Source organism: Pseudomonas graminis, assembly GCF_004364335.1.
Lineage (GTDB): Bacteria > Pseudomonadota > Gammaproteobacteria > Pseudomonadales > Pseudomonadaceae > Aquipseudomonas > Aquipseudomonas graminis_D.
Genome location: NZ_SOCR01000006.1, coordinates 138478 through 159889 on the forward strand (window position 1 = coordinate 138478; position 21412 = coordinate 159889).

Below are 21412 nucleotides of genomic sequence, written 5' to 3' on the forward strand. Positions count from 1 at the left end.
CGAAGACGCTTACTATGACAACGAAGTTTTCCTACGACTCAAGAATCTTCCGCACTTCAGCAGCAAGTAAGACCGCGTGCGCAATCACGCAGAGAAGCGTCTGAAAACCTTCGAGTTCGCGGACGTGTCCTACAGCGATTGAGGGAAGAACAGAACCGTATCGGCCTTTCACGCCCCATAGGAAGGCAGCGCAAAAAACCGACGTTGCAAGAATTACGACTGGGGTTTTGTTCCGTACCAGCGTGGCGTGTAGGCCCACACTCCGCCACCGGCCCGCGCAAAGCTGCGCGTGAGCGATGAGCCAATCAGCACCATGGTGCGCATATCCACCTGCTCCGGTGTCAGCTCGCCCAGGGTAATGACGCGCAAGGATTGACCCGGACGACCGATGTCGCGCCCCAGGGTCACCACCGTTTCCGGTGTACGGTGCTGGCGCACGATCTCCAGCGCGCGACCCAGTTGCCAAGGGCGCGAACGGGAGATCGGGTTGTAGAACGCCAATGCCAGATCTGCCTGACAGGCGAGGTCCAGACGCTTCTCGATGATGTCCCAGGGTTTGAGGTTGTCCGACAGCGACATCACGCAGAAGTCGTGGCCCAGCGGCGCCCCGGCCTGTGCGGCCGTGGCCAGCGACGCTGAAACCCCTGGCAAAATCTCCAGATCGACGGCATGCCATTGCGCGTTGTCAGACTCGTGCAGCGCCTCCAGCACCGCAGCCGCCATGGCGAATACGCCGGGATCGCCAGACGAGACAACCACCACCGAGCGACCTTGTGCAGCCAGTTCGAACGCATGCCGCGCACGCTGCATTTCTTCACGATTGTCAGTGCTGTGCAAAATCTGATCGGGACGAAACGGGCCGGCCATGCGTACGTAGGTTTCGTAACCCAGCACATCGTTGGCACGCTCAAGCTCGGCTTTGACGGCAGGGATCATGTAATCCCTGGCGCCTGGTCCCAAACCGATGACCGCCAGCCGGCCTCGTGCACAGCCGATCTGTGAAACATCCAAAGGCTGCGGCGCGATGGCAATGGCGATGCCAGCCGCCGGGGTCAAGGGTGGCAACAGTTGCGGCAACACCTGCCGGGTCATTTCGGCGAGCGTACCAGGAGCGGTAAAGCGCAACGGTACGCTCAGCGCTTCGGCAGCCGCGTGCAGCGCCGGATTGGCCATCTCGGCTTTGCTGGCCAGTAAACAGCCCAGCGCCTGCACGGCGATGCGCGAATCATGCAGCGCGGTTTCAACGGCATCGGCCACTGCCTCGCCGGTAGTGGCCAGATCTCCGCTTAGCGCTACCAGTACATTGCGCGGGTAGATCAGCAGCTCATGGTCGCTGGGCTCGCGCTCGGCATAACCGACATGGATCGCCAGCTGCGCCTGATCATCTTCAGGCAACTGTGCCTGAGCGAGCCACGGCGCTACGCCCTCAACGCGCACGCTTTCACCCGACAGCAAATCACTGACAAAGCGCTTGCCCAGCTCCAGATCGCCCAACGCATAGCCGGCGGGCGGATTGAGCAGGCAGGTGCCGAAGCGCAGCTCGCCGCTGGTGGTGATGGCCGCTGCGGCGTTCAGCGCAGCCGCGACTTCCCGGGCCATGACATTGACGCCGCCCAGTCCCCCCAGCAGCGGCACCACTGCGCTGCCATCTTCGGCGACGGCAAGCACCGGCGGCTCGACGCCCTTCTCCAGCAGCACCGCCGCCAGTGTGCGGATGACGATACCCGCTGCGCATAGCGCAATGATCGGCGTGTCTTGTTGATAAAGCTGGCGCAAGGTCGCGCCAAACTCTGAGTAGCTGCGATCGGCGCCCTCTACCCGTCCCGCGAGCCCATGAATCAGCGCTTGCGGGTACAGCTGTTGAATACGTCGTGCCGTCGCCAGCGCGCCTTTGCCCAGAATGACAATCGCCGGGGCCTTGGTGTTGGTTGTGCCCATCAGCCTTGCCACCGTTCGCCGGGGACAATGATCAGCGAGAAATACGGCGACGACATCGGGTCGACCTCGGCCAGCGGCACGATCTTCTGATTGGCCATGGTCGCGCGCTCGACATACAGCGCACGCTCTGCCAGACCGGTTTCCACCAGCACCTGACGCACTTTGGGCAGGTTACGCCCCAGCTTCATGATCACCGCAGCATCGGCGTCTTCAAGCTTGCGTTTGAGTTCCTCGGCGGACAACACGCCAGACAGCACAGAGAGGCTCTGATTGCGGTATACCAGCGGCGCACCCAATACCGACGCGCCGCCGAGCATCGAACAGACGCCGGGAATCACTTCGGCTTCGTAGTGATCGGCCAGACGATCGTGGAGGTACATGTAAGACCCATAGAACATCGGGTCGCCTTCGCAGATCACCGCCACATCGCGTCCGGCGTCCAGATGCTCAGCCAGATCGGCGCTGCATCTGTCGTAGAACTCGCTGATCACTTGCTCATAAGACATGTGAGCGGGCAGCGCCTCGGTGGTCACCGGGTACACCAGCGGCATCAGCGTCTGAGCCTGCTGCAAATGGCCTTCAATGATGCCGAACGCGTTGCCCTTCTTGCCCCTGGCGACGAAGTACGCGACCACCGGCGACTCGCGCAGCAGGCGCAGTGCCTTGACGGTAATGAGTTCCGGATCACCCGGCCCCACGCCCAGGCCAATCAGACGACCGCGTGGTGCCATCATTCGATCTCCGTGGCGAGTGAGTTGACCGCCGCTGCCGCCATGGCGCTGCCGCCGCGACGGCCCTGCATGATCACGTAAGGCACGCCGCGACTGTCGGCAGCGAGCATGTCCTTGGATTCAGCGGCGCCAACGAAGCCCACCGGAAACCCCAGGATCAGCGCGGGTTTCGGCGCGCCGGCGTCGAGCATTTCCAGCAGATAGAACAGCGCGGTAGGCGCGTTGCCGATGACCACGACCGCCCCTTCCAGGTGCGGCCGCCACAGCTCCAGCGCCGCCGCCGAGCGGGTGTTGCCCAGCTCCCGCGCCATCTCGGGCACACGTTCGTTCTTCAGGGTGCAGATCACCTGATTGTTAGCCGGCAGGCGCGTGCGCGTGACCCCTTCGGCAACCATGTGGGCGTCACACAGGATCGGTGCACCGGCGGCCAGCGCGCGGCGACCTGCCGTGCCCGCGCCGGGCGAAAAGCGCAGGCCTTCGACCGCATCGACCATGCCGCAGGCATGAATCACCCGCACGGCGAGTTTTTCCAGGTCGGCCGGGATGGAATCGAGCCGGGCTTCGGCACGAATGATCGCGAAGGAGTTGCGGTAGATCTCCTGGCCGTCGCGGATGTAATCAATCATCGGTGTTGCTCCGTGAGTCGGCGGTCAACAACGCGCCGACTGCTTCAATAGTGAGGTCACGTGCATGCAGATCGCCGAATCCGGACATGTCTGCATGACGAAAATAAAGGTCGTAACGGCCGGGCGACGCTGCCAGCAAGGTCACCGGCATCACGTGCGCAGCGGCGCACGAACGCGTGCAGCCGGTCAGGTGCACCGCGCGGCTGACGGCATTTTCTTGCAGCAATGCGGCCAGACGCAGCCCGTCGGCCTTGGTGTCAGCCAGGCCTTTAGCGCAGGCAGCGGCGCCGGTGCAGGCGACCATTTTTGTCAGCGACTGAGCGGCATCGACGAGCAAGCCCGCCTGTCCCAAGCCCTCCATCACGACCGCCGACTTGTCTGCCGAGACATTGCGCAGCATCACGCTTTGCCACGGCGTCATGCACAGCTCGCCGTCGCCAGACGCAGTCGCCAATCGGGCGGCTTCACGCAACATGGACGGCCGCAAACGCCCCAACGGCACGCCTGCGCCCACAGCCACGAGGCCGGCTTTTGCCTGTCGGTAGGTGCCGATGTGCGCGAAAGACCGAATCGGCTCACGCCGCCATTCGGTGACTTTTTGATCAACCACGAGTGGCTGCGGCAAACGCGCGGCGACGTGTTCGAGGAATTGGGGCACGGGCATTTCTTTCAGCAGATCGCGCAAGCGCGCCTGATCGGGGCGAGCGAGGTCCAGAAAGGTTTCCAGCACTGCAACAACCAATTCGTGAGCGGCTTCCGGTGCCACCGCAGCCACTGGCGAATCGCTGGCCGGACAGCCCGCCAGCCCGAAACCCAGCAGCGTCCGGCCATCAATCTGCAGGGCAGACAGCCAGAGATCGTGGGGATGCTCAAGCATCGCCAGGCCCTCGCCGCCGTCCAGCGACAAGGCAAATTTGGGCGACAGCTCATGGAAGCGCGGGTGGTGCTCAAGGGAATGCAGGATCTGCGCGGCCAGCGGACGCACGTCCAGCAGTTGCTGCGGATCGAGGCCTGCGGTCGGGCTGAGCATCAGGTTGCGCACGTCGTCGCTGGCCGGATTGCTCGGCCCCAGTCCGGCGCCAAGCAGGCTCGCAATCAGCCCGTCATGGTCAGCGCCAATCCCGCGAATCTGCAGATTGCCGCGATTGGTCGCCTCGATCACGCCACCGGCGAACCGCTCGGCGGCGTCTGCCACGGCCCGCGCCTGATCCGCTGAAAGCACCCCGCCCGGCAGCTTGATCCGGCAGATGCCGCCGTCCAGCGCCGGGACGATACGCAGCAACCCCGGGCAAGCCGAGGGGCGAATGGGCGTAGCGGATGGGCGAGCGGACAACGGCTCGGTCAATGGATCACCTGGTGCGAACGGGCGGACGCGTAGAGAAACGAAAAGTTACAGGGGCCGTATTATGCCTGCTTTGGCCGTCGCCATGAAAAGACGCTCTGTCGGATTCACAAAGCCATACGAACCGGGCCCGCCGGCGCGGTATCATGCCGGCCAATTCACAGGCCGAGCAGGCGGGCCTGTTGCACGCAATCGGGTTGAGGGCAATTCATGTCACCGTGGCTGACAGTCGTGGGAATCGGTGAGGACGGCTATAAAGGTCTGGGCCGAAACGCTCGGCACGCGCTGTTGCAGGCGCGGCAGGTGATCGGCGGCGCGCGGCAGCTGGCCTTGCTGCCGCCGTGTATTCAGGCCGAGCAGCGTCAGTGGCCGAGCCCGTTTTCCCTGAGTCCGGTGCTGGAGCAGCGCGGCGCCCCGGTCTGCGTGCTGGCCAGCGGCGACCCCATGTTGTTCGGCGTTGGCGTGAGCCTGTCGAAACACGTCCCCTTCGATGAAATGCGGGTGATTCCCGCCCCGTCTTCTTATTCGCTGGCTGCCGCGCGGCTGGGTTGGGCGTTGCAGGACGTGGTCACGCTGTCGGTCGTCGCTCGTCCGCTCGCTGCATTGAATGCCCACCTGCAAAACGGCCTGCGCTTGCTGGTGCTGAGTAACGATGGCAACAGCCCGGCGGCGATCGCGGCGCAGCTGCGTGAGCGCGGTTTTGGCCCGAGCCAGATGACCGTGCTGGAACATCTGGGCGGTGCCTCGGAGCGACGAGTGGATGCGACGGCCAATGAATGGTCCGATCCTGAAATCGCTGCACTGAATCTGGTGGCCGTCGACTGTCGCGCACAGCCAGGTACGTTGCGTCTGTCGCCGCTGGGCGGTCTGCCGGACGAGGCGTTTCGGCATGACGGCCAGCTCACCAAGCGCGACATGCGCGCGATTACTCTTGCCCGTCTCGCGCCCATTCCCGGCGAGTTGCTGTGGGATGTGGGCGCTGGCTGCGGCTCCGTCGGCATTGAGTGGATGCGCGCACACCCGACCTGCCGCGCCATCGCCGTCGAGGCCGATGAGGGCCGGCAACACTTGATCGAATTCAACCGCGATGCGCTGGGCGTTCCCGGCCTTCAGCTGATTCGCGGACGTGCGCCCGATGCCCTTGAAGGCCTTGAGCAACCGGACGCCATCTTCATCGGCGGCGGCGTGACGCGCGAGGGTGTGCTGCACGCTTGCTGGCAGAACCTGAGGCCCGGAGGGCGACTGGTCGCCAATGCCGTCACGCTGCAAAGCGAAGCGATGCTGGTGAACTGGCGCGAGCGATACGGCGGCGAACTGACCCGCATTCATCTGGCCCACGCCAAACCGCTCGGCGAGTTCGACACCTGGCGTCAGGCGCTGCCGATCACCCTACTCGAAGCGATCAAACCCTGATGCGCGACGAAACCGCCGAACAACCCGCCCCATTGCGCAGCGGCTTGACCACGGGCAGCTGCGCCACGGCGACGTCCCTTGCCGCCGCGCGCCTGCTGCTGGCCGGCGAAACCAACGATGCGATCGACATCACGCTGCCCAAAGGCAAGTGCGTGCAGATGCGCCTGGAATTCTGCCGCTTGATTGCAAACGGCGCCGAGGCCGGCACGCTCAAGGATGCCGGCGATGATCCCGACGTGACCCACGGCGCGCTGGTGTCTGCCCAGGTCAGGCTGATCCCTGAACCGGGCGTGCGTTTTGTTGCGGGCGAAGGCGTCGGCACCGTCACCCGCCCGGGTCTGGTGCTGGGTGTCGGCGAGCCGGCGATCAATCCGGTGCCGCGCAGAATGATGGCCGAGCACCTCACGCATCTGGCGCAGGAGGTCGACTATGACGGCGGATTTGAAGTGACGGTCTGCGTCGAGAACGGCAGCGAGCTGGCCCTGAAAACCATGAACCCGCGATTGGGGATTCTCGGCGGGCTGTCGATTCTGGGCACCAGCGGCATCGTCCGGCCCTTCTCCTGCGCGGCGTACATCGCGTCGATCCACCAAGGCATTGATGTCGCGCGCACCAACGGTTATCAGCACATCGCCGCCTGCACCGGCAACGCCAGCGAAGACACGATGCGTCGGGTGTATCAGATCCCCGACATCGCGCTGATCGAGATGGGTGATTTTGTCGGCGCCGTGCTCAAGCATCTGCGCAAAACCCCGGTGGAGCGGCTCAGTGTCTGCGGCGGCTTCGGCAAGATCAGCAAGCTGGCGGCCGGCCACATGGACCTGCACAGCCGCCACTCCAGTATCGATCTGGAACAACTCGCGCGATGGTCGGCCGAAGTGGGCGCTGACGCCACGCTGCAGCAAAATATTCGCGAGGCCAACACCAGTCAGCAAGCGCTGGCAATGGCCTCGGCCGTCGGCATCTCGCTGGGTGATGCGGTGTGTCAGCACGCGCTGAATTTCGCCCGCAGTGTGGTACCGGCGCAAGTTGAGGTCGAGGTCTTCGCCATCGACCGCCAAGGCGGGATTGTGGGTCATGCGGGAGGCTTCGTTTGAAACCACACACCATGAAACGCGTGCTGCTGCTCGGCGGCGTCACCGACGCACTGGCGATCGCCCGCACGCTGGGGCCTCAGCACATTTACAGCCTGGCGGGCGTGGGTCGCGTGCCCACCGACTTGCGCTGTGAAGTGCGGGTTGGCGGGTTCGGCGGCGCTGAAGGGTTGGCAAACTTCGTACAGCAGAATGGCATCGATCTGATCCTGGACGCGACGCACCCTTACGCTGCGCAGATGAGCCAGAACGCAGCGGCTGCGTCAAAGATGACCGGTGTTCCCTGCTGGGCGTTGCGGCGACCCGCGTGGCAGGCGGGCCCGAACGATGACTGGCGCGAAGTCGCGGACTGGGCCGAACTGATCGCCGCCCTCGCCCCCTTTCAGCGACCGCTATTTACCTTGGGCCGCGAGCCTTTGCAGCATCTGCACGAGATTCCCGTCCATCAGTTCTGGACGCTGCGTGCCCTGGATGTCTATCCCGGCAACGAACGCTGTGAAGTGATCGGCGCGCGCGGCCCTTTCCGCCTGGACGACGAGCGCGAGCTGTTCGAGAGTCGCAACATCGACGTCCTTATCAGCAAGAACAGCGGCGGCCCAGCGACCGAGCCAAAGCTGGAAGTGGCACGTGAGCGCGGGGTGCCGGTGTTGGTGTTGAAACGGCCAGAACTGCCGGAGGTAGATCGGGCGCTCTGGAGTGTGGGTGAGGTGCTGGATGCGTTGCGGGACATTGGCTGACGCAGGCCGAAAATACCGTGAAAATCGTCTGGGTTTGCGGATCGGTCCGACTTCCACCGTCTGACTCGACTGACATCGGAAATGTATCCTCCGGGATACCTTTCCCGTATGATTTTTTTCGAACGATCCACCTCATTCAGCAAGTGGTTGAAGTCTTTAAAGGACAAGACCGGACAGCAGCGCATCATTGCGCGGATTGATGCCGCCGAAGGAGGCAATCTCGGGGATTGCCAACCAATAGGCGGCGGCGTATTCGAGATGCGCATACATTATGGTCCCGGCTATCGAATCTATTTGACCCGACGCGAAGAAGTCATTTACCTGCTTCTGATTGGCGGAGATAAATCGACCCAGACGCGGGATATCAATCAAGCCAGGTACATGGCAAAAAACCTCGGTGCGAGGAAATGAATATGCACGTAGAAGAAGAATTCAAACCGTTCGACGCAGCGGAATACCTGGAAACACCTGAAGACATGGCAGGCTATCTGGACGCGTGCCTTGAAGAAGACAATGGCGATGGTGTGCTCATACGCAAAGCTCTGGGCAACATCGCGCGGGCTTATGGCATGTCTCAGATCGCACGTGATACAGGCCTGGGCAGAGAGAGCCTGTACAAAGCGCTAAGCACAAACGGCAACCCCGAATTCGCCACCATCATGAAAGTCATCAAAGCCCTTGGCCTGAAACTCCACGCCTCCACCGCGTGACCCCCCGCTGAACCCTGACTGAACCAAACCCGCCGCGCGACACAACGTCGCGGGCGGGCTTTTTACATCTGGCGGCCGATCAGGCTAAATGGCCGACATGAAAAAACAACAAGATCAAATCATCACGCAGAAGCGGCGACGGGCATTCGCCTGGGTGGCCTGTTTCGCGTTGTTGTTCGGTGTGTTGGCAATGCCGATGACACCGACCATGCCGCGCCCCGAAGGTGAGCGGCTGGTGTGGGGAAGCGGCTGCACAGGCGCCGCGTCACGACTGGCGATGACTTCCGTTGAAGTCATCGACCGACAAGTGCCCCGCCACCCCGACATCGCGTTCATGCAGCACTGCGCCTGTTGCACAAACGCCATGCCATTGGCCGCAGTGCCGACCAGCATCGGTTTAGGCTTGTTCGCCCTTGTCGAACCGGTGCGTTTCCCTGTCGCGGTATTGGTGCTGCACGCGCCTCCCCGTCAGCACTGGCCTGAACGCAATCCGCGCGCATCACCCCGGGTCTGATTTACACATCGTGCCGTCGCGTACCTGAATGAACCGGAGACCTGCGTTGATGCTGAATAAAATCCTCCTGCTGATCGCTTTGGCGCTGCCAGCGGGTTTCGTTGAAGCTCAGGATTACGCCAAGGGGCAACTGAGCGTTGCGCAGCCATGGTCCATGGCGCTACCGCCCAACGCGCCCACCGTCGCTGCCTATTTTGTGATCACCAACAAAGGCCCTGACGCCGACCGACTGCAGTCCGTCGACAGCCCCATCGCCGGTGCCGCCCAGTTGCATGAACACATCAATCAGGACGGCCTGATGAAAATGCAGCACGTCGAGACGGTGGATATCCCGGCTGGCGGCAACGTGACCTTCGCGCCCATGGCCTATCACGTGATGTTGCTGGACCTGAAAGACCGCAGCAGATTGGTTGACGGACAAAGCTTCCCGCTGACCCTGCACTTTGAAAAGGCGGGCGACCTGACCGTCGAGGTCATGGTATTGAAACAGCCACCCGACCCGGCCGCTCCGGCCCATGCCCACTGACCCGCCGAATTCCGACGCCCCCCCCTTGAACCGTCCGCCCGCGAATCGCACCCGATCAGCCCACGCCCCTCGTCACCCGCAGGGCGCCTGGCTGAGCCTGTTCGCGATGCTGATGATTTTCATCGGTCCGTTGATTTCCCAGTCGATGCCGATGGAGCATCACAGCGGCATGGCAATGCCTGCGCCGACAGCCATGTCGATGTCGATGCACGGCGAAATGGACATGTCGGCGTCGATGGACATGGCCATGGAGATGGGCGCGAGCGAGCACAGCCGCCATGCCAGGGCCGAGCAAAACGCCGGCGTCGATCACGTCATCTGGGCCAAGTGCGGCTATTGCACGCTGCTGTTCAGTTGCCCGGCGCTGACCAAAACTGTCGCCGTCCTGGCTCCCGTCCCGCCCAGACCCGCCGACTTCTACAACGAGGCCACGCAACTCGGCCACGCCCAGCGCAACGTTTTTCCCAACGCCCGAAGTCGCGCCCCGCCCCTCTCGTCAGTCGCCTGAACACCACAATTTGACTCGTACCCGCTGACGGCTCCTCCGGCCGCCGGCGGGTTACGCCGTGTTGTCCCTGACGGGAGCGTTGCACCATGTCCAAACCGAATGTGTCTTTCTACAACCTGGCGTGGCGATGGCATTTCTATGCCGGCCTGTTCGTCGCGCCCTTCATGATCCTGCTGGCGGTCACCGGGATCATTTACCTGTTCAAACCGCAGCTCGACGCGCTGATGTACAGCGACTTGCTGACAGTCACGCCCGCTCACCACGCACTCAGCGCCGATGACCTGCAAAAGCGCATGCTGACCGCTTATCCTCAGGCGCAAGTGAGCAAATACCTGCCGCCGCTGAATGCCGAAGGCAGCGCGCAGTTCGTAATCAAGAACGACGGCCGCGAAGTGAACGTGTTCGTCGATCCGTACAGCGGCACGGTGCTCGGCACCCAGGACGCGAAGCAAAACCTGCAAGCCATCGCCCGCGAGCTACACGGCGAGCTGATGATCGGCACCGTGGGTGATCGGCTGGTGGAACTGGCCGCCGGCTGGGGCATCGTGCTGGTGGTTTCGGGTGTGTATCTGTGGTGGCCGCGAGGGCGTTCGCCGGCCGGCGTACTCTGGCCGCGCATCAGCGCTCGAGGCCGCATTCTCTGGCGCGACCTGCACGCGGTGACCGGGTTCTGGGGGTCGGTGGCGCTGCTGTTCATGTTACTGAGCGGCATGACCTGGACCGGCATGTGGGGAAAAATGTACGCCGATGTGTGGAACACCTTTCCGGCGGCCATGTGGAATGACGTACCCAAGTCGGACAAACAGGCCGGCACTCTGAACAGCGCCAGCGTGCAAACCGTGCCGTGGGCCATGGAAAACACGCCGATGCCGGTGTCGTCCGGGGATCATGCCGAGCACATGAATCACGCGCACATGTCCAGCGCTCCCGCAGCGCCGGGCATCTCCCTGCAGCAAGTGGTCGACATCGCCAGGGCGCGCAATATCGAGCCGGGCTACAGCATCACGCCACCGAAAAACGCCGATGGCGTGTTCACCGTTTCCGTGTTCGCCGATGACCCGCGTAACGACGCCACGCTGCATGTCGATCAGTACACCGGCAAGGTGCTGGCGGATGTGCGCTACAGCGATTACAGCACGGTGTCCAAGGCCACTGAACTGGGCGTGATGCTGCATGAAGGCAAGATGTATGGCTGGATAAACCAGTTGTTGATTCTGTTCATCTGCCTGATGGTGCTGCTGAGTTCGGTGAGCGGCATCGTGATCTGGTGGAAGCGTCGCCCGCAGAACGGATTCGGTGTTCCGCCGTTGCGCCATGACCTGCCGCGCTGGAAAATCGCTACCGCGGTGATGATCGTCCTGGGGGTTGCGTTCCCGCTGGTAGGCGTTTCGATGCTGGTGGTGTGGCTGCTCGATCGAATAGTTCGTTCGCGCTTTGCCAAAACGGCGGCAACAGCTTAGATTGCGTCTCGCGGAGCCTGGAACCTCTTTTGGGTGGTTTAGTGATGAATTCCTCCTCATTTCGGGTTTCAGGCTCCGCACCTGTTTTTCTGCTCACGGATTGGCCCTCTTCCTTCGCGAAAAATCCTACCTTTCTGGTCGTTTTTCCTTCACATGCAGACCTGGTTCCACCTACAGACGTAAGCCCCAAGCCCTGACTCCATGAAACGAGTCGCCGAACCCGTCGGTTCTGCGAGTCATTCCTCATGTAGATGAACAGGCGCCATGAATTCCACACCCGTCCCCGCTTCACCCACATTCACACCCGCTGTCGACAGCTCCGCACTTACGCCCTACGAACTGCCCGATTTCACTCAGGCCGTAGAGCAGACGCTCATTGAGTGCCTGCGCCTGAGCCATCCCGGACTCACGCTTGACTACGCCAGTACATGGATCGTTTGCCGCGAGCGAAGCATCGAGCCCGGCGCACCAGAAACCGTCAGCCGTTACCCGTTGCTCGCCAGCCTGACAGCCTGCTTCACCGGGCTCTTTGAATGGCAGAACGTCGAGTCTGCCGGACTTTACACCACAGAGTTCCCATCGGCTGACACGCCCCCGATTGGCGCGCTTGACCGCGACGCACTGGTCGCCCTGTACGCATCCGTCGTGCCAGAGCTGGCCGATCGCTACAAGCAAATGCTCTCGGATTACTGGGCAGTGATTCAGCCTTCCGGCAAATCCCGACGCGATGACTTCCTGGCGGACCGGGTCAAATTGCTCAGGCTGGAGGGCCAGATGCGTGTCGAGAAAGGCGAGTTTCGTCCGCATCTGTACAGCATGCTTAACGACACACTGGATTACGGCGTGGATACCTCAGCCGATCCCTTGCAGAAACACGATGTGTTCAGCCTGTGGCTAGGCACCAGCCCCACTGCGCAGTTTCTGCTGACAGGGACGTTTGTCATCACCGAGCAAACCAGTGACCAGATTCCGGCCACCGACGACGAATCCATCGGAGAGGTCATTCTCTATACCCCTGCCGACAGCCTGGAACGATTCGATTCACTGAGTCAGCTCACCGACACCCTCACCCACCGCCTGGCCGATGAGACTCAACGCCGCCGATTACTGGGCCACCTCAAGCTCAATGACATGGTCGCACTGGCGCTCCCCGGCACTGAACGCGCGCAGCCACCCATACACTGGGGTTTGCGGAAACTGGGCAACCACTTCATGAGCCTGCTGCTGACGTCGCAGATCATCAAACAAAAGGCCGACTTTGACCACGCGGTAAACATCGCTCAGGCCTTGAACCTGGATCAGCCGTCTTTGCAACGTCTCATTCTCGATTTGATGGCTTCGGATCAACTGTTCGACCACCACCGCATCGAGCGCCAGCTGGATTGTGATGTGGTCCGCGAACAGATGCCCGACTGGTGGAAGAAAATGAGCGAGGAACAGCAGGTCGAATGGACCCGCAATGCGACGGCCTACGCGCAGGCTATCCGCACCATCCGGCGCATCAGCGTGGAGCACTTCAACACCCCGCAAGCTGACGGCACCCACGTCCTCACGGCCTATGTCGATAAGACGGTCACCGCCGCGCTGGCAGAGAAGAACATTCAGCTGTCGCCTCGAAAGATTCACGTCACGGCGACATTCCACCGCCTCCTCCCGCCGCTCTATTACCCACTGAGCCTGACAGACACGGAAATTCGCTCGCAAACCCATCCGTTGCACGAACTGGCACACGAAGCTGCACTGCGGACGCAAACCCAGGAAGCGAGCGCGTTGTCTGCTGCAGACGAGCGCGGCACGGTAATACCAGGGCTCTCGAGCGACTTCGTGAAGGCGCTGTTGGCGCGAATCGATATTCCGAAGCAACTGGACGACTACCTTGCCGAACACCTTGATCACTCGGATTACGCTGACCAGTTAAAACGCCAGCACCGCGAGTTGCTGTTGGCGCGACTGAGGATGGCTTACATGGAGAGCCAGTTGAGCGGGTTTCCTGAAAGCCGGCTTCGCTGGATCAAGGCGGTACTGGACGGTCCCGATCCGCAGCAGCGTCGTGAGGTGGACGCGGCCATGATCGAGGTGCGATTCCTGCACATCGGTGGGGTCAGGATTCCGGACATCATGCTGATCGGCCCGGTTGGAAAATTCGAAAAGGGGCCTCTGGTCCTTTGCACACTCAACGCTCCGGATAACGTTGTGTTCCGCGCTTTCGACGGTATGTTTCACCTCACCCGGGCGTTTCTGGAGCGCGATGTGTACAAATCCTACATAGCGCGGTTGCTGCCACTGGCCGACAGGCGACTGGCCCGGGTGATGCTCGATTACGAGGAGTGGTTAAAGCACTGGCGCTTCCCGGATGCGCTGACGTCGCTGCCGACGCCGGTTCCCCTTCCGTCCAGCGTGATGAATCCAGTGGTGTTCGTGGAGCACAACGGCGACCCGTTCGACGAGCATTACGCGGTCCGGATCCGCCAGCTGAAAGAGGAGGCGAAATCGCTGTTGATCCAACCCGTTAGCGGCGATGCCCGCACCCAAACCTTTGACATGGCCATGAGCCTTGCGCTGTTGCTGTTGCCCGCCCCCGTGATGATCCCCCTGGCGCTCGGAATGGGCCTGGGTCACGCCTGGAGCGGCTTTCAGAAGGTGGATGAGAACGATTGGGAGGGTGCCGCACAAGAGCTCATGGGCGCGATGGGTTATTTGTTTACTGCAGGTTTTGGTCGCGCAGGCGCTGCGGCATTGAAGGGGCCTCAACTGGCGGTGCTGAAACGTCCGCATCTGGTCCGTCGTACCGGACGCCATGGAGAGGTACAGATCGGCTATCTGCTGTCACCCTCCGGGGCGCCCCACTTTGCCGAGTCGGGCATGATCACGCGGCTGGAACCGGGCAAATTCACCGAGATCAGCATAGGTTCTGAAAAAGGCTACGTCGGTCGACGCTTCAACCTGTTCGGGCGGTGTCGCCTGTATCGCCCCTCTGCCCACGATCCGGCGCTGCTTATCCATGAGGACGAATACGTCGTGCGGTCAGGTACCGGGAGCTGGCGCAAGGTGTCGCAACCGATGGTGCGTCTGAGCCCGCAAGCCGATCGACAAGCCCGGAATGAACTGAATGTGTTACTCAAGAAGTGGCCTACGCCTTCTGAGGGCGCTGCCATCGCTGAGCCGTCCCTTGATGAACCCCGATTCCTTTCCTTGGCCGAAGGCGCGAAAGCGGAACGGTACCCCGAGTTGCTCGATTACATCGAAGGCGGTTCAGCGGACATCAATCGACTCCTGAGAAGCGGAGCGCGAACAACCAGGACGCAAGCATTTCTCAATCAGTTTTACCGCCTGCGGTCATGGAAGGGCGATGCATTCCGCGCCGCTCACGTGACCGACGAAAGCCTTCAGCATTTGCGACGCGAGCTCGGTGCGGTGTTCGTCGACGCGGGGGTGCAGTCGGCGTCAATCAGCCGCGGTAATGCCGTGCGCTGGAGCCTGGACAGATTCGTGACGGACCAGGCGACGAGCAATACGCATCCGGTGTTTTTGGTCTTCGCACCGTCGGTTCCGAAGAAGAATATGTTCTCGGATTTCCTTGCCGATCACGTCGCTATCCCGCCGGGCACACGCTTGCAACTCAGTGCATTTCGAGAAATGAATGGACAGGCGTTCGCTTACTTCACAGCGCCGGACAAGCTGGTGTACGAAACCTTCGACCTGTTCACCGGGGAGCGTGAGATTTTCGTGCGGTAGCCTCAGGTTCCAGTCGCCTCAGGCCAGCGCCGCTTTGAACGCCCAAAACGCTCGCACCAGTTAAGCGCGCCTGACGCACCACCCGCCTCGCGCCGATCCACATTGGTGCGTGGCGGCCTGCACAGGCGACGTCTTCATTCCGTTTTGCGACGTGCACAGCCTTGGCCCAGCGTTTGCTAAAGCCTAAGCAGACTCAACTCTGCACCGCCAACCGCCGTCATCTATAAAAATCAAAGAATGGAGCTAGCCAATGAAGCGTCGTAGTTTGCTGAAAGCGTTCACTTTGTCTGCATCGATCGCAGCGATGGGTTTGACCTGGACCGCTCAGGCGGCCGAGACCATCAAGGTCGGCATTCTGCATTCTTTGTCCGGCACCATGGCTATCTCCGAGACCTCGCTCAAGGACATGGCACTGATGACCATTGATGAAATCAACGCCAAGGGCGGCGTCAACGGCAAGATGCTTGAGCCGGTGGTGGTCGACCCGGCGTCGAACTGGCCACTGTTCGCAGAGAAGGGACGCCAGTTGCTGACCCAGGACAAGGTCGCCGTGGTGTTCGGCTGCTGGACATCGGTGTCGCGCAAATCAGTGTTGCCGGTCTTCGAAGAGCTTAACGGCTTGCTGTTTTACCCGGTGCAGTACGAAGGTGAAGAGATGTCGCGGAACGTGTTCTACACCGGCGCCGCGCCTAACCAGCAGGCGATCCCCGCAGTTGAATACCTGATGAGCGAAGACGGCGGCGCGGCCAAGCGCTTCTTCCTGCTGGGCACCGACTACGTCTACCCACGCACCACCAACAAGATTCTGCGCTCGTTCCTGCACTCCAAAGGTGTCGCGGACAAGGACATCGAAGAGGTCTACACCCCGTTCGGTCACAGCGATTATCAGACCATCGTGTCGAACATCAAGAAGTTCTCCGCAGGCGGCAAAACAGCTGTGATCTCCACCGTCAACGGCGACTCCAACGTGCCGTTCTACAAAGAGCTGGGCAACCAGGGCCTGAAAGCCACCGACGTACCAGTGGTGGCGTTCTCGGTCGGTGAAGAAGAACTGCGCGGCGTCGACACCAAACCGCTGGTGGGCAACCTGGCCGCATGGAACTACTTCGAATCGGTGAAGAACCCGGTCAACACCAAGTTCGTCGCCGACTGGAAGGCCTACGCCAAGGCGCACAACCTGCCGAATGCCGACAAGGCCGTGACCAACGACCCGATGGAAGCCACCTACGTGGGTATCCACATGTGGGCGCAAGCGGTCGAGAAAGCCAAATCCACCGATGTGGATAAAGTCCGCGAAGCCATGGCCGGCCAGACCTTCGCTGCGCCGTCGGGCTTCACCCTGACCATGGACAAAACCAACCACCACCTGCACAAGCCGGTGATGATCGGGGAGATCAAAGCCGACGGTCAGTTCAATGTGGTCTGGCAGACCAAAGAGCCGATTCGTGCCCAGCCGTGGAGTCCGTTCATTCCGGGCAACGACAAGAAGCCTGACTACGCGGTCAAGAGTAACTAAGCGACGCGTTGTCGGGCTGGCACTGATCCCGGCCCGACACAATTCCCTTGTAGGAGCGCGCTTGCCCGCGAGAGCGATGTGTCAGTCGTCATTTATGTCACAGACACATCGCGTTCGCGGGCAAGCGCGCTCCTACAGGTTCCTCGCATGACGGTGAGTCATGCGGGTGCTTTCAGGACTCGATATGCCCAGATACTTCCACCAACTCATTCTCGCGCTGTGCCTGTGGCTGCCCTTCGCCGCCCACGCCAGCGATGCCGGCGACTTTGTCGCGGCCGACTCCGCCGAGCGCGCCCAATTGCTGGAAACCTGGGCTGCCAGGCCGGACCCGGCGCGTATCGAATTGCTGGTTGCCTTGCAGGACGGTCGCGTCGCTGCCGACAGCAGCAACCGGGCCTTCATCCAGAGCGGCGACAGCTTCATCGCCGTTGACCCCAACGCTCCCGCGCTGGCCGATGCACCCAACCCCGATGCACCACAGGCCATCAGCCTGAACAACCGCCTTCGCGGCTTGATCAACACCGCGCTGGCCAGCCATCAGCTTTTGGCCGCCGATCCGAAAGTCCGTCTGGCCGCCGCGCAGGTCCTGCAAAAAAGCGCGCGTCCTGCCCAGTTGCCCTTGCTGGTGCAACAAGTGGCCAGCGAGCAGGACGACAGCGTTCACTCGGCCCTGAATCTGGCGCTGGCCAATCTGCAACTGGTCGACGTCAGTCCCACCGTGCGACTCGCCGCCGTGCGTCTGCTGGGTGAAACCGGCGACCCGCTGGCCCGCACCCGGCTGGAAACCCTGCTCGAACCCAACGTTGAAACCGACCCCACCGTGCGTCTGGCGGCGGAAACCAGCCTGGCTCAGGTCAAACGCAAATTGATGTTCGGCGAGATCCTCGGGCAAGCCTTCGCCGGGCTGTCGCTGGGGTCGATCCTGTTGCTGGCGGCGCTGGGACTGGCGATCACCTTCGGCCTGCTCGGCGTGATCAACATGGCCCACGGCGAGATGCTGATGCTCGGCGCCTACGCGACCTACGTCGTGCAGATGATGTTTCAGCGTTACGCCCCCGGCGCCCTTGAGTTTTATCCGCTGGTGGCTTTGCCGATCGCGTTTTTCGTCACCGCGTGCATCGGCATGGCGCTGGAACGCACGGTCATCCGCCACTTGTACGGTCGCCCGCTGGAAACACTGTTGGCAACCTGGGGCATCAGCCTGATGCTGATCCAGCTGATTCGCGTGGTATTCGGCGCGCAGAACGTCGAAGTGGCCAACCCGGAATGGCTGTCGGGCGGCATTCAGGTGCTGCCCAACCTCGTGCTGCCCTGGAACCGCATCGTCATCATCGCATTCGCGCTGTTTGTCGTGGTGTTGACCTGGCTGCTGCTGAACAAAACCCGCCTGGGCCTGAACGTGCGTGCCGTCACCCAGAACCGCAACATGGCGGCCTGCTGCGGCGTACCCACCGGGCGCATCGACATGATGGCCTTCGGGCTCGGCTCCGGCATCGCCGGGCTGGGTGGCGTGGCGCTGAGCCAGATCGGCAATGTCGGCCCTGACCTGGGCCAGAGCTACATCATCGACTCCTTCCTCGTGGTCGTGCTCGGCGGCGTCGGTCAACTGGCTGGCAGCGTCACAGCGGCCTTCGGATTGGGCATCGCCAACAAGATCCTCGAACCTCAGATCGGCGCCGTACTGGGCAAGATCCTGATCCTGGCGCTGATCATTCTGTTCATTCAGAAACGTCCGCAAGGCCTCTTCGCACTCAAAGGACGGGTGATTGACTGATGAATCAGCCATTGATGGTCACTGCCGCGCAACGCGCCGGCACCCAAGTCACGGTCACAGTCGGCGTGGTGATTCTTGCCCTACTGATCGCCCTGCCGTTGTTGTCCCTGCTGCCTGAAAGCAACGGCCTGCAGGTCTCGGCCTACACGCTGACGCTGGTGGGCAAAATCCTCTGCTATGCGATCGTCGCTCTGGCGCTGGACCTGGTCTGGGGCTACGCCGGCCTGCTGTCCCTCGGCCACGGGCTGTTCTTCGCCTTGGGCGGCTACGCGATGGGCATGTACCTGATGCGCGAGGCGTCGGGCGACAGCCTGCCGGCGTTCATGACCTTTCTGTCGTGGACCGAACTGCCGTGGTACTGGGTCGGCACGCAGCACTTCCTCTGGGCCATGTGCCTGGTGGTGCTGGCGCCAGGTTTGCTGGCGCTGGTGTTCGGATTCTTCGCCTTTCGCTCGCGGATTAAGGGCGTGTACTTCTCGATCATGACCCAAGCCCTGACCTTCGCCGGCATGCTGCTGTTTTTCCGCAACGAAACCGGCTTTGGCGGCAACAACGGCTTCACCAACTTCCGCAGCATTCTGGGGTTCAGCATCACCTCCCAAGGCACCCGCGCGGTGTTGTTTCTGCTCACGGTGGCTTTACTCGCGGGCAGCCTGTTTGTCGGGTGGCGTCTGGCGCGCAGCAAGTTTGGGCGCGTGCTGACGGCGGTGCGCGATGCGGAGAACCGCCTGATGTTTTGCGGCTACGACCCGCGCGGTTTCAAACTGTTCGTCTGGGTATTGAGCGCGGTGTTGTGCGGCCTGGCCGGGGCGCTGTATGTGCCGCAGGTCGGCATCATCAATCCGAGCGAAATGTCGCCGACCAACTCCATCGAGGCAGCAGTCTGGGTCGCCCTGGGCGGTCGCGGCACGCTGATTGGCCCGCTGCTCGGCGCCGGTGTGGTCAACGGCATGAAAAGCTGGTTCACCGTGGCCTTCCCTGAATACTGGCTGTTCTTCCTCGGCGCGCTGTTCATCGTCGTGACGCTGTACCTGCCCAAAGGCGTGATCGGCCTGATCAAGAAAAGGGGCGAGCAATGAAAAGCACTCCGACGCCCGCGTTTGATCCGGTGCTCGACCCGAACAGCGACGCCGGTACCAGCCGCGATGCCATCGGCCTTGGCCAGGTCGCCGGCAAAGGACTGAATACCTTGCACGGCACGATCCTGACGCTGGAAGACATCAGCGTCAGTTTCGACGGTTTCAAGGCCCTCAACGATCTGAATCTGTACATCCGCGTCGGCGAGCTGCGCTGCATCATCGGCCCCAATGGCGCGGGCAAAACCACGCTGATGGACGTGATCACCGGCAAGACCCGCCCCAGTCACGGCAAGGCCTGGTTCGGCGAAACCCTGGACCTGACCCAGATGAGCGAAGTGCAGATCGCCCAGGCAGGGATCGGCCGCAAGTTTCAGAAGCCCACGGTGTTCGAAGCGCTCAGCGTGTTCGAGAACCTGGAGCTGGCGCAGAAGACCGACAAATCGGTATGGGCCAGCCTGCGGGCGAAGCTTAACGGCGAACAGCGCGACCGCATCGATGAGGTGCTGGAAACCATTCGCCTGACGGCGTCGATGTCGCGCCCCGCCGGGCTGTTGTCCCACGGCCAGAAGCAGTTTTTGGAGATCGGCATGCTGCTGGTTCAGGACCCGCAGCTTCTGCTGCTCGACGAGCCCGTCGCTGGCATGACCGACGCCGAAACCGAGTTCACCGCCGAGCTGTTCAAAAGCCTGGCCGGCAAGCACTCGCTAATGGTGGTCGAGCACGACATGGGGTTCGTCGGCACCATCGCCGACCACGTCACCGTGCTGCACCAGGGCAGCGTGCTGGCAGAAGGCTCGCTGGAAGACGTGCAGGCGGATGAACGGGTGATTGAGGTGTATCTCGGAAGGTAGCGCCGAACCCTGTAGGAGCGCGCTTGCCCGCGAAATCGGTGGGTCAAACGATATTGATGTCACAGACCCACCGCAATCGCGGGCAAGCGCGCTCCTACAGGTCATACATATTTGCTTGAGAACTCAGCCATGCTCCAAGTCGAAAAGCTCCACCAGTACTACGGCGGCAGCCACATCCTTCGCGGTCTGTCGTTTGACGTGAACATCGGCGAGGTCACGTGCCTGCTCGGTCGCAACGGCGTGGGCAAGACCACACTGTTGAAAGTGCTGATGGGGCTGCTGCCCGCCAAAGAAGGCGTGGTGCAGTGGGAAGGCAAGCCGATCACCGGTTTCAAGCCCCACCAGCGCGTGCATTCCGGCATCGCCTACGTGCCCCAGGGCCGGGAGATTTTCGGCCGACTGACCGTTGAGGAAAACCTGTTGATGGGCCTGTCGCGATTCCCCGGCTCCGAAGCCAAGGAAGTCCCGCCGTTCATTTACGAGCTGTTCCCGGTGTTGCTGCAGATGAAGCACCGGCGCGGCGGTGACCTGTCCGGCGGGCAGCAACAGCAGCTGGCGATCGGTCGCGCCCTGGCCAGCCGCCCTCGCCTGCTGATTCTCGATGAACCTACCGAAGGCATTCAGCCCTCGGTGATCAAGGAGATTGGCGCAGTGATCAAAAAGCTCGCCGCCCGGGGTGACATGGCGATCCTGCTGGTCGAGCAGTTCTACGACTTCGCCGCCGAACTGGCGGATCAGTACATCGTTATGTCCCGCGGCGAGATCGTCCAGCAGGGCCGTGGCGACAACATGGAGGCCGAAGGCGTCCGGGGTCTGGTCACCATTTAATGCGCCGATCAGCTAAGGTACGGTCCTTCG

19 protein-coding genes are annotated in these 21412 nt (G+C 62.0%); 15 read left to right on the top strand and 4 right to left on the bottom strand.

The annotated features are described in order from the left end of the window. Positions 1-213: 213 nt before the first annotated feature. The 4 genes from cobJ to cobG are packed head-to-tail and all read right to left on the bottom strand — an operon-like array spanning position 214 to position 4640. On the bottom strand, positions 214-1938 hold the full coding sequence (gene cobJ, locus EC919_RS12815) for a precorrin-3B C(17)-methyltransferase (protein WP_133774430.1): 1725 nt from the start codon (positions 1936-1938) through the stop codon (positions 214-216). Then, positions 1938-2669 (bottom strand): precorrin-2 C(20)-methyltransferase, encoded by a 732-nt coding sequence (locus tag EC919_RS12820; RefSeq protein ID WP_166650542.1) that lies wholly within the window; start codon positions 2667-2669, stop codon positions 1938-1940. Before EC919_RS12820 ends, cobJ begins: the two co-directional genes overlap by 1 nt. After that, positions 2669-3295 (bottom strand): precorrin-8X methylmutase, encoded by a 627-nt coding sequence (locus tag EC919_RS12825; RefSeq protein WP_108119017.1) that lies wholly within the window; start codon positions 3293-3295, stop codon positions 2669-2671. Before EC919_RS12825 ends, EC919_RS12820 begins: the two co-directional genes overlap by 1 nt. Then, positions 3288-4640: a precorrin-3B synthase gene (gene cobG / locus EC919_RS12830; RefSeq protein WP_133774434.1), complete on the bottom strand. Its 1353-nt coding sequence runs from the start codon at positions 4638-4640 to the stop codon at positions 3288-3290. Before cobG ends, EC919_RS12825 begins: the two co-directional genes overlap by 8 nt. A gap of 207 nt (positions 4641-4847) precedes the next feature. On the opposite strand from cobG, the gene cbiE reads away from it, so the two are divergent. The 15 genes from cbiE to urtE all read left to right on the top strand — a co-directional run bounded on the left by cbiE (position 4848) and on the right by urtE (position 21382). Beyond that, positions 4848-6050 (top strand): precorrin-6y C5,15-methyltransferase (decarboxylating) subunit CbiE, encoded by a 1203-nt coding sequence (cbiE, locus tag EC919_RS12835; protein WP_133774436.1) that lies wholly within the window; start codon positions 4848-4850, stop codon positions 6048-6050. Next, on the top strand, positions 6050-7147 hold the full coding sequence (locus tag EC919_RS12840; protein ID WP_133774438.1) for a cobalt-precorrin-5B (C(1))-methyltransferase: 1098 nt from the start codon (positions 6050-6052) through the stop codon (positions 7145-7147). The genes cbiE and EC919_RS12840 overlap by 1 nt, the downstream gene beginning before the upstream one ends. A gap of 11 nt (positions 7148-7158) precedes the next feature. Continuing rightward, positions 7159-7881: a cobalt-precorrin-6A reductase gene (locus EC919_RS12845; RefSeq protein WP_133774840.1), complete on the top strand. Its 723-nt coding sequence runs from the start codon at positions 7159-7161 to the stop codon at positions 7879-7881. 108 nt (positions 7882-7989) lie between these two features. Next, the gene (locus EC919_RS12850; RefSeq protein ID WP_133774440.1) at positions 7990-8292 is read left to right on the top strand and encodes a type II toxin-antitoxin system RelE/ParE family toxin; all 303 of its coding nucleotides are present in this window, start codon (positions 7990-7992) and stop codon (positions 8290-8292) included. Positions 8293-8294: 2 nt separating this feature from the next. After that, positions 8295-8591, top strand: coding sequence for an addiction module antidote protein (locus EC919_RS12855; RefSeq protein ID WP_133774442.1), 297 nt, complete (start codon positions 8295-8297; stop codon positions 8589-8591). 88 nt (positions 8592-8679) lie between these two features. Beyond that, on the top strand, positions 8680-9105 hold the full coding sequence (locus EC919_RS12860; RefSeq protein WP_133774444.1) for a DUF2946 domain-containing protein: 426 nt from the start codon (positions 8680-8682) through the stop codon (positions 9103-9105). 49 nt (positions 9106-9154) lie between these two features. Continuing rightward, positions 9155-9631 carry a copper chaperone PCu(A)C gene (locus EC919_RS12865; RefSeq protein ID WP_133774445.1) on the top strand — a complete coding sequence of 159 codons (477 nt, stop codon included), beginning with the start codon at positions 9155-9157 and terminating at the stop codon, positions 9629-9631. 25 nt (positions 9632-9656) lie between these two features. Continuing rightward, entirely contained in the window at positions 9657-10139 is a 483-nt protein-coding gene (locus tag EC919_RS12870; protein ID WP_243842254.1) for a DUF2946 domain-containing protein, read from the top strand. An 86-nt stretch (positions 10140-10225) separates the two neighbouring features. Next, positions 10226-11599: a PepSY-associated TM helix domain-containing protein gene (locus EC919_RS12875; protein ID WP_133774449.1), complete on the top strand. Its 1374-nt coding sequence runs from the start codon at positions 10226-10228 to the stop codon at positions 11597-11599. Positions 11600-11863: 264 nt separating this feature from the next. Then, positions 11864-15334: a dermonecrotic toxin domain-containing protein gene (locus EC919_RS12880; RefSeq protein ID WP_347876981.1), complete on the top strand. Its 3471-nt coding sequence runs from the start codon at positions 11864-11866 to the stop codon at positions 15332-15334. A gap of 250 nt (positions 15335-15584) precedes the next feature. Next, the gene (gene urtA, locus EC919_RS12885) at positions 15585-16850 is read left to right on the top strand and encodes an urea ABC transporter substrate-binding protein (protein WP_133774453.1); all 1266 of its coding nucleotides are present in this window, start codon (positions 15585-15587) and stop codon (positions 16848-16850) included. A 184-nt stretch (positions 16851-17034) separates the two neighbouring features. Further along, the gene (gene urtB, locus EC919_RS12890) at positions 17035-18624 is read left to right on the top strand and encodes an urea ABC transporter permease subunit UrtB (protein ID WP_133774455.1); all 1590 of its coding nucleotides are present in this window, start codon (positions 17035-17037) and stop codon (positions 18622-18624) included. Continuing rightward, complete coding sequence (gene urtC / locus EC919_RS12895) at positions 18624-19703, top strand: urea ABC transporter permease subunit UrtC (protein ID WP_133774456.1); 1080 nt, start codon at positions 18624-18626, stop codon at positions 19701-19703. The genes urtB and urtC overlap by 1 nt, the downstream gene beginning before the upstream one ends. Beyond that, complete coding sequence (gene urtD, locus EC919_RS12900; RefSeq protein WP_133774458.1) at positions 19700-20554, top strand: urea ABC transporter ATP-binding protein UrtD; 855 nt, start codon at positions 19700-19702, stop codon at positions 20552-20554. Before urtC ends, urtD begins: the two co-directional genes overlap by 4 nt. Positions 20555-20683: 129 nt before the next feature. Further along, the gene (gene urtE / locus EC919_RS12905) at positions 20684-21382 is read left to right on the top strand and encodes an urea ABC transporter ATP-binding subunit UrtE (RefSeq protein WP_133774460.1); all 699 of its coding nucleotides are present in this window, start codon (positions 20684-20686) and stop codon (positions 21380-21382) included. The last annotated feature ends 30 nt before the right edge of the window (positions 21383-21412 follow it).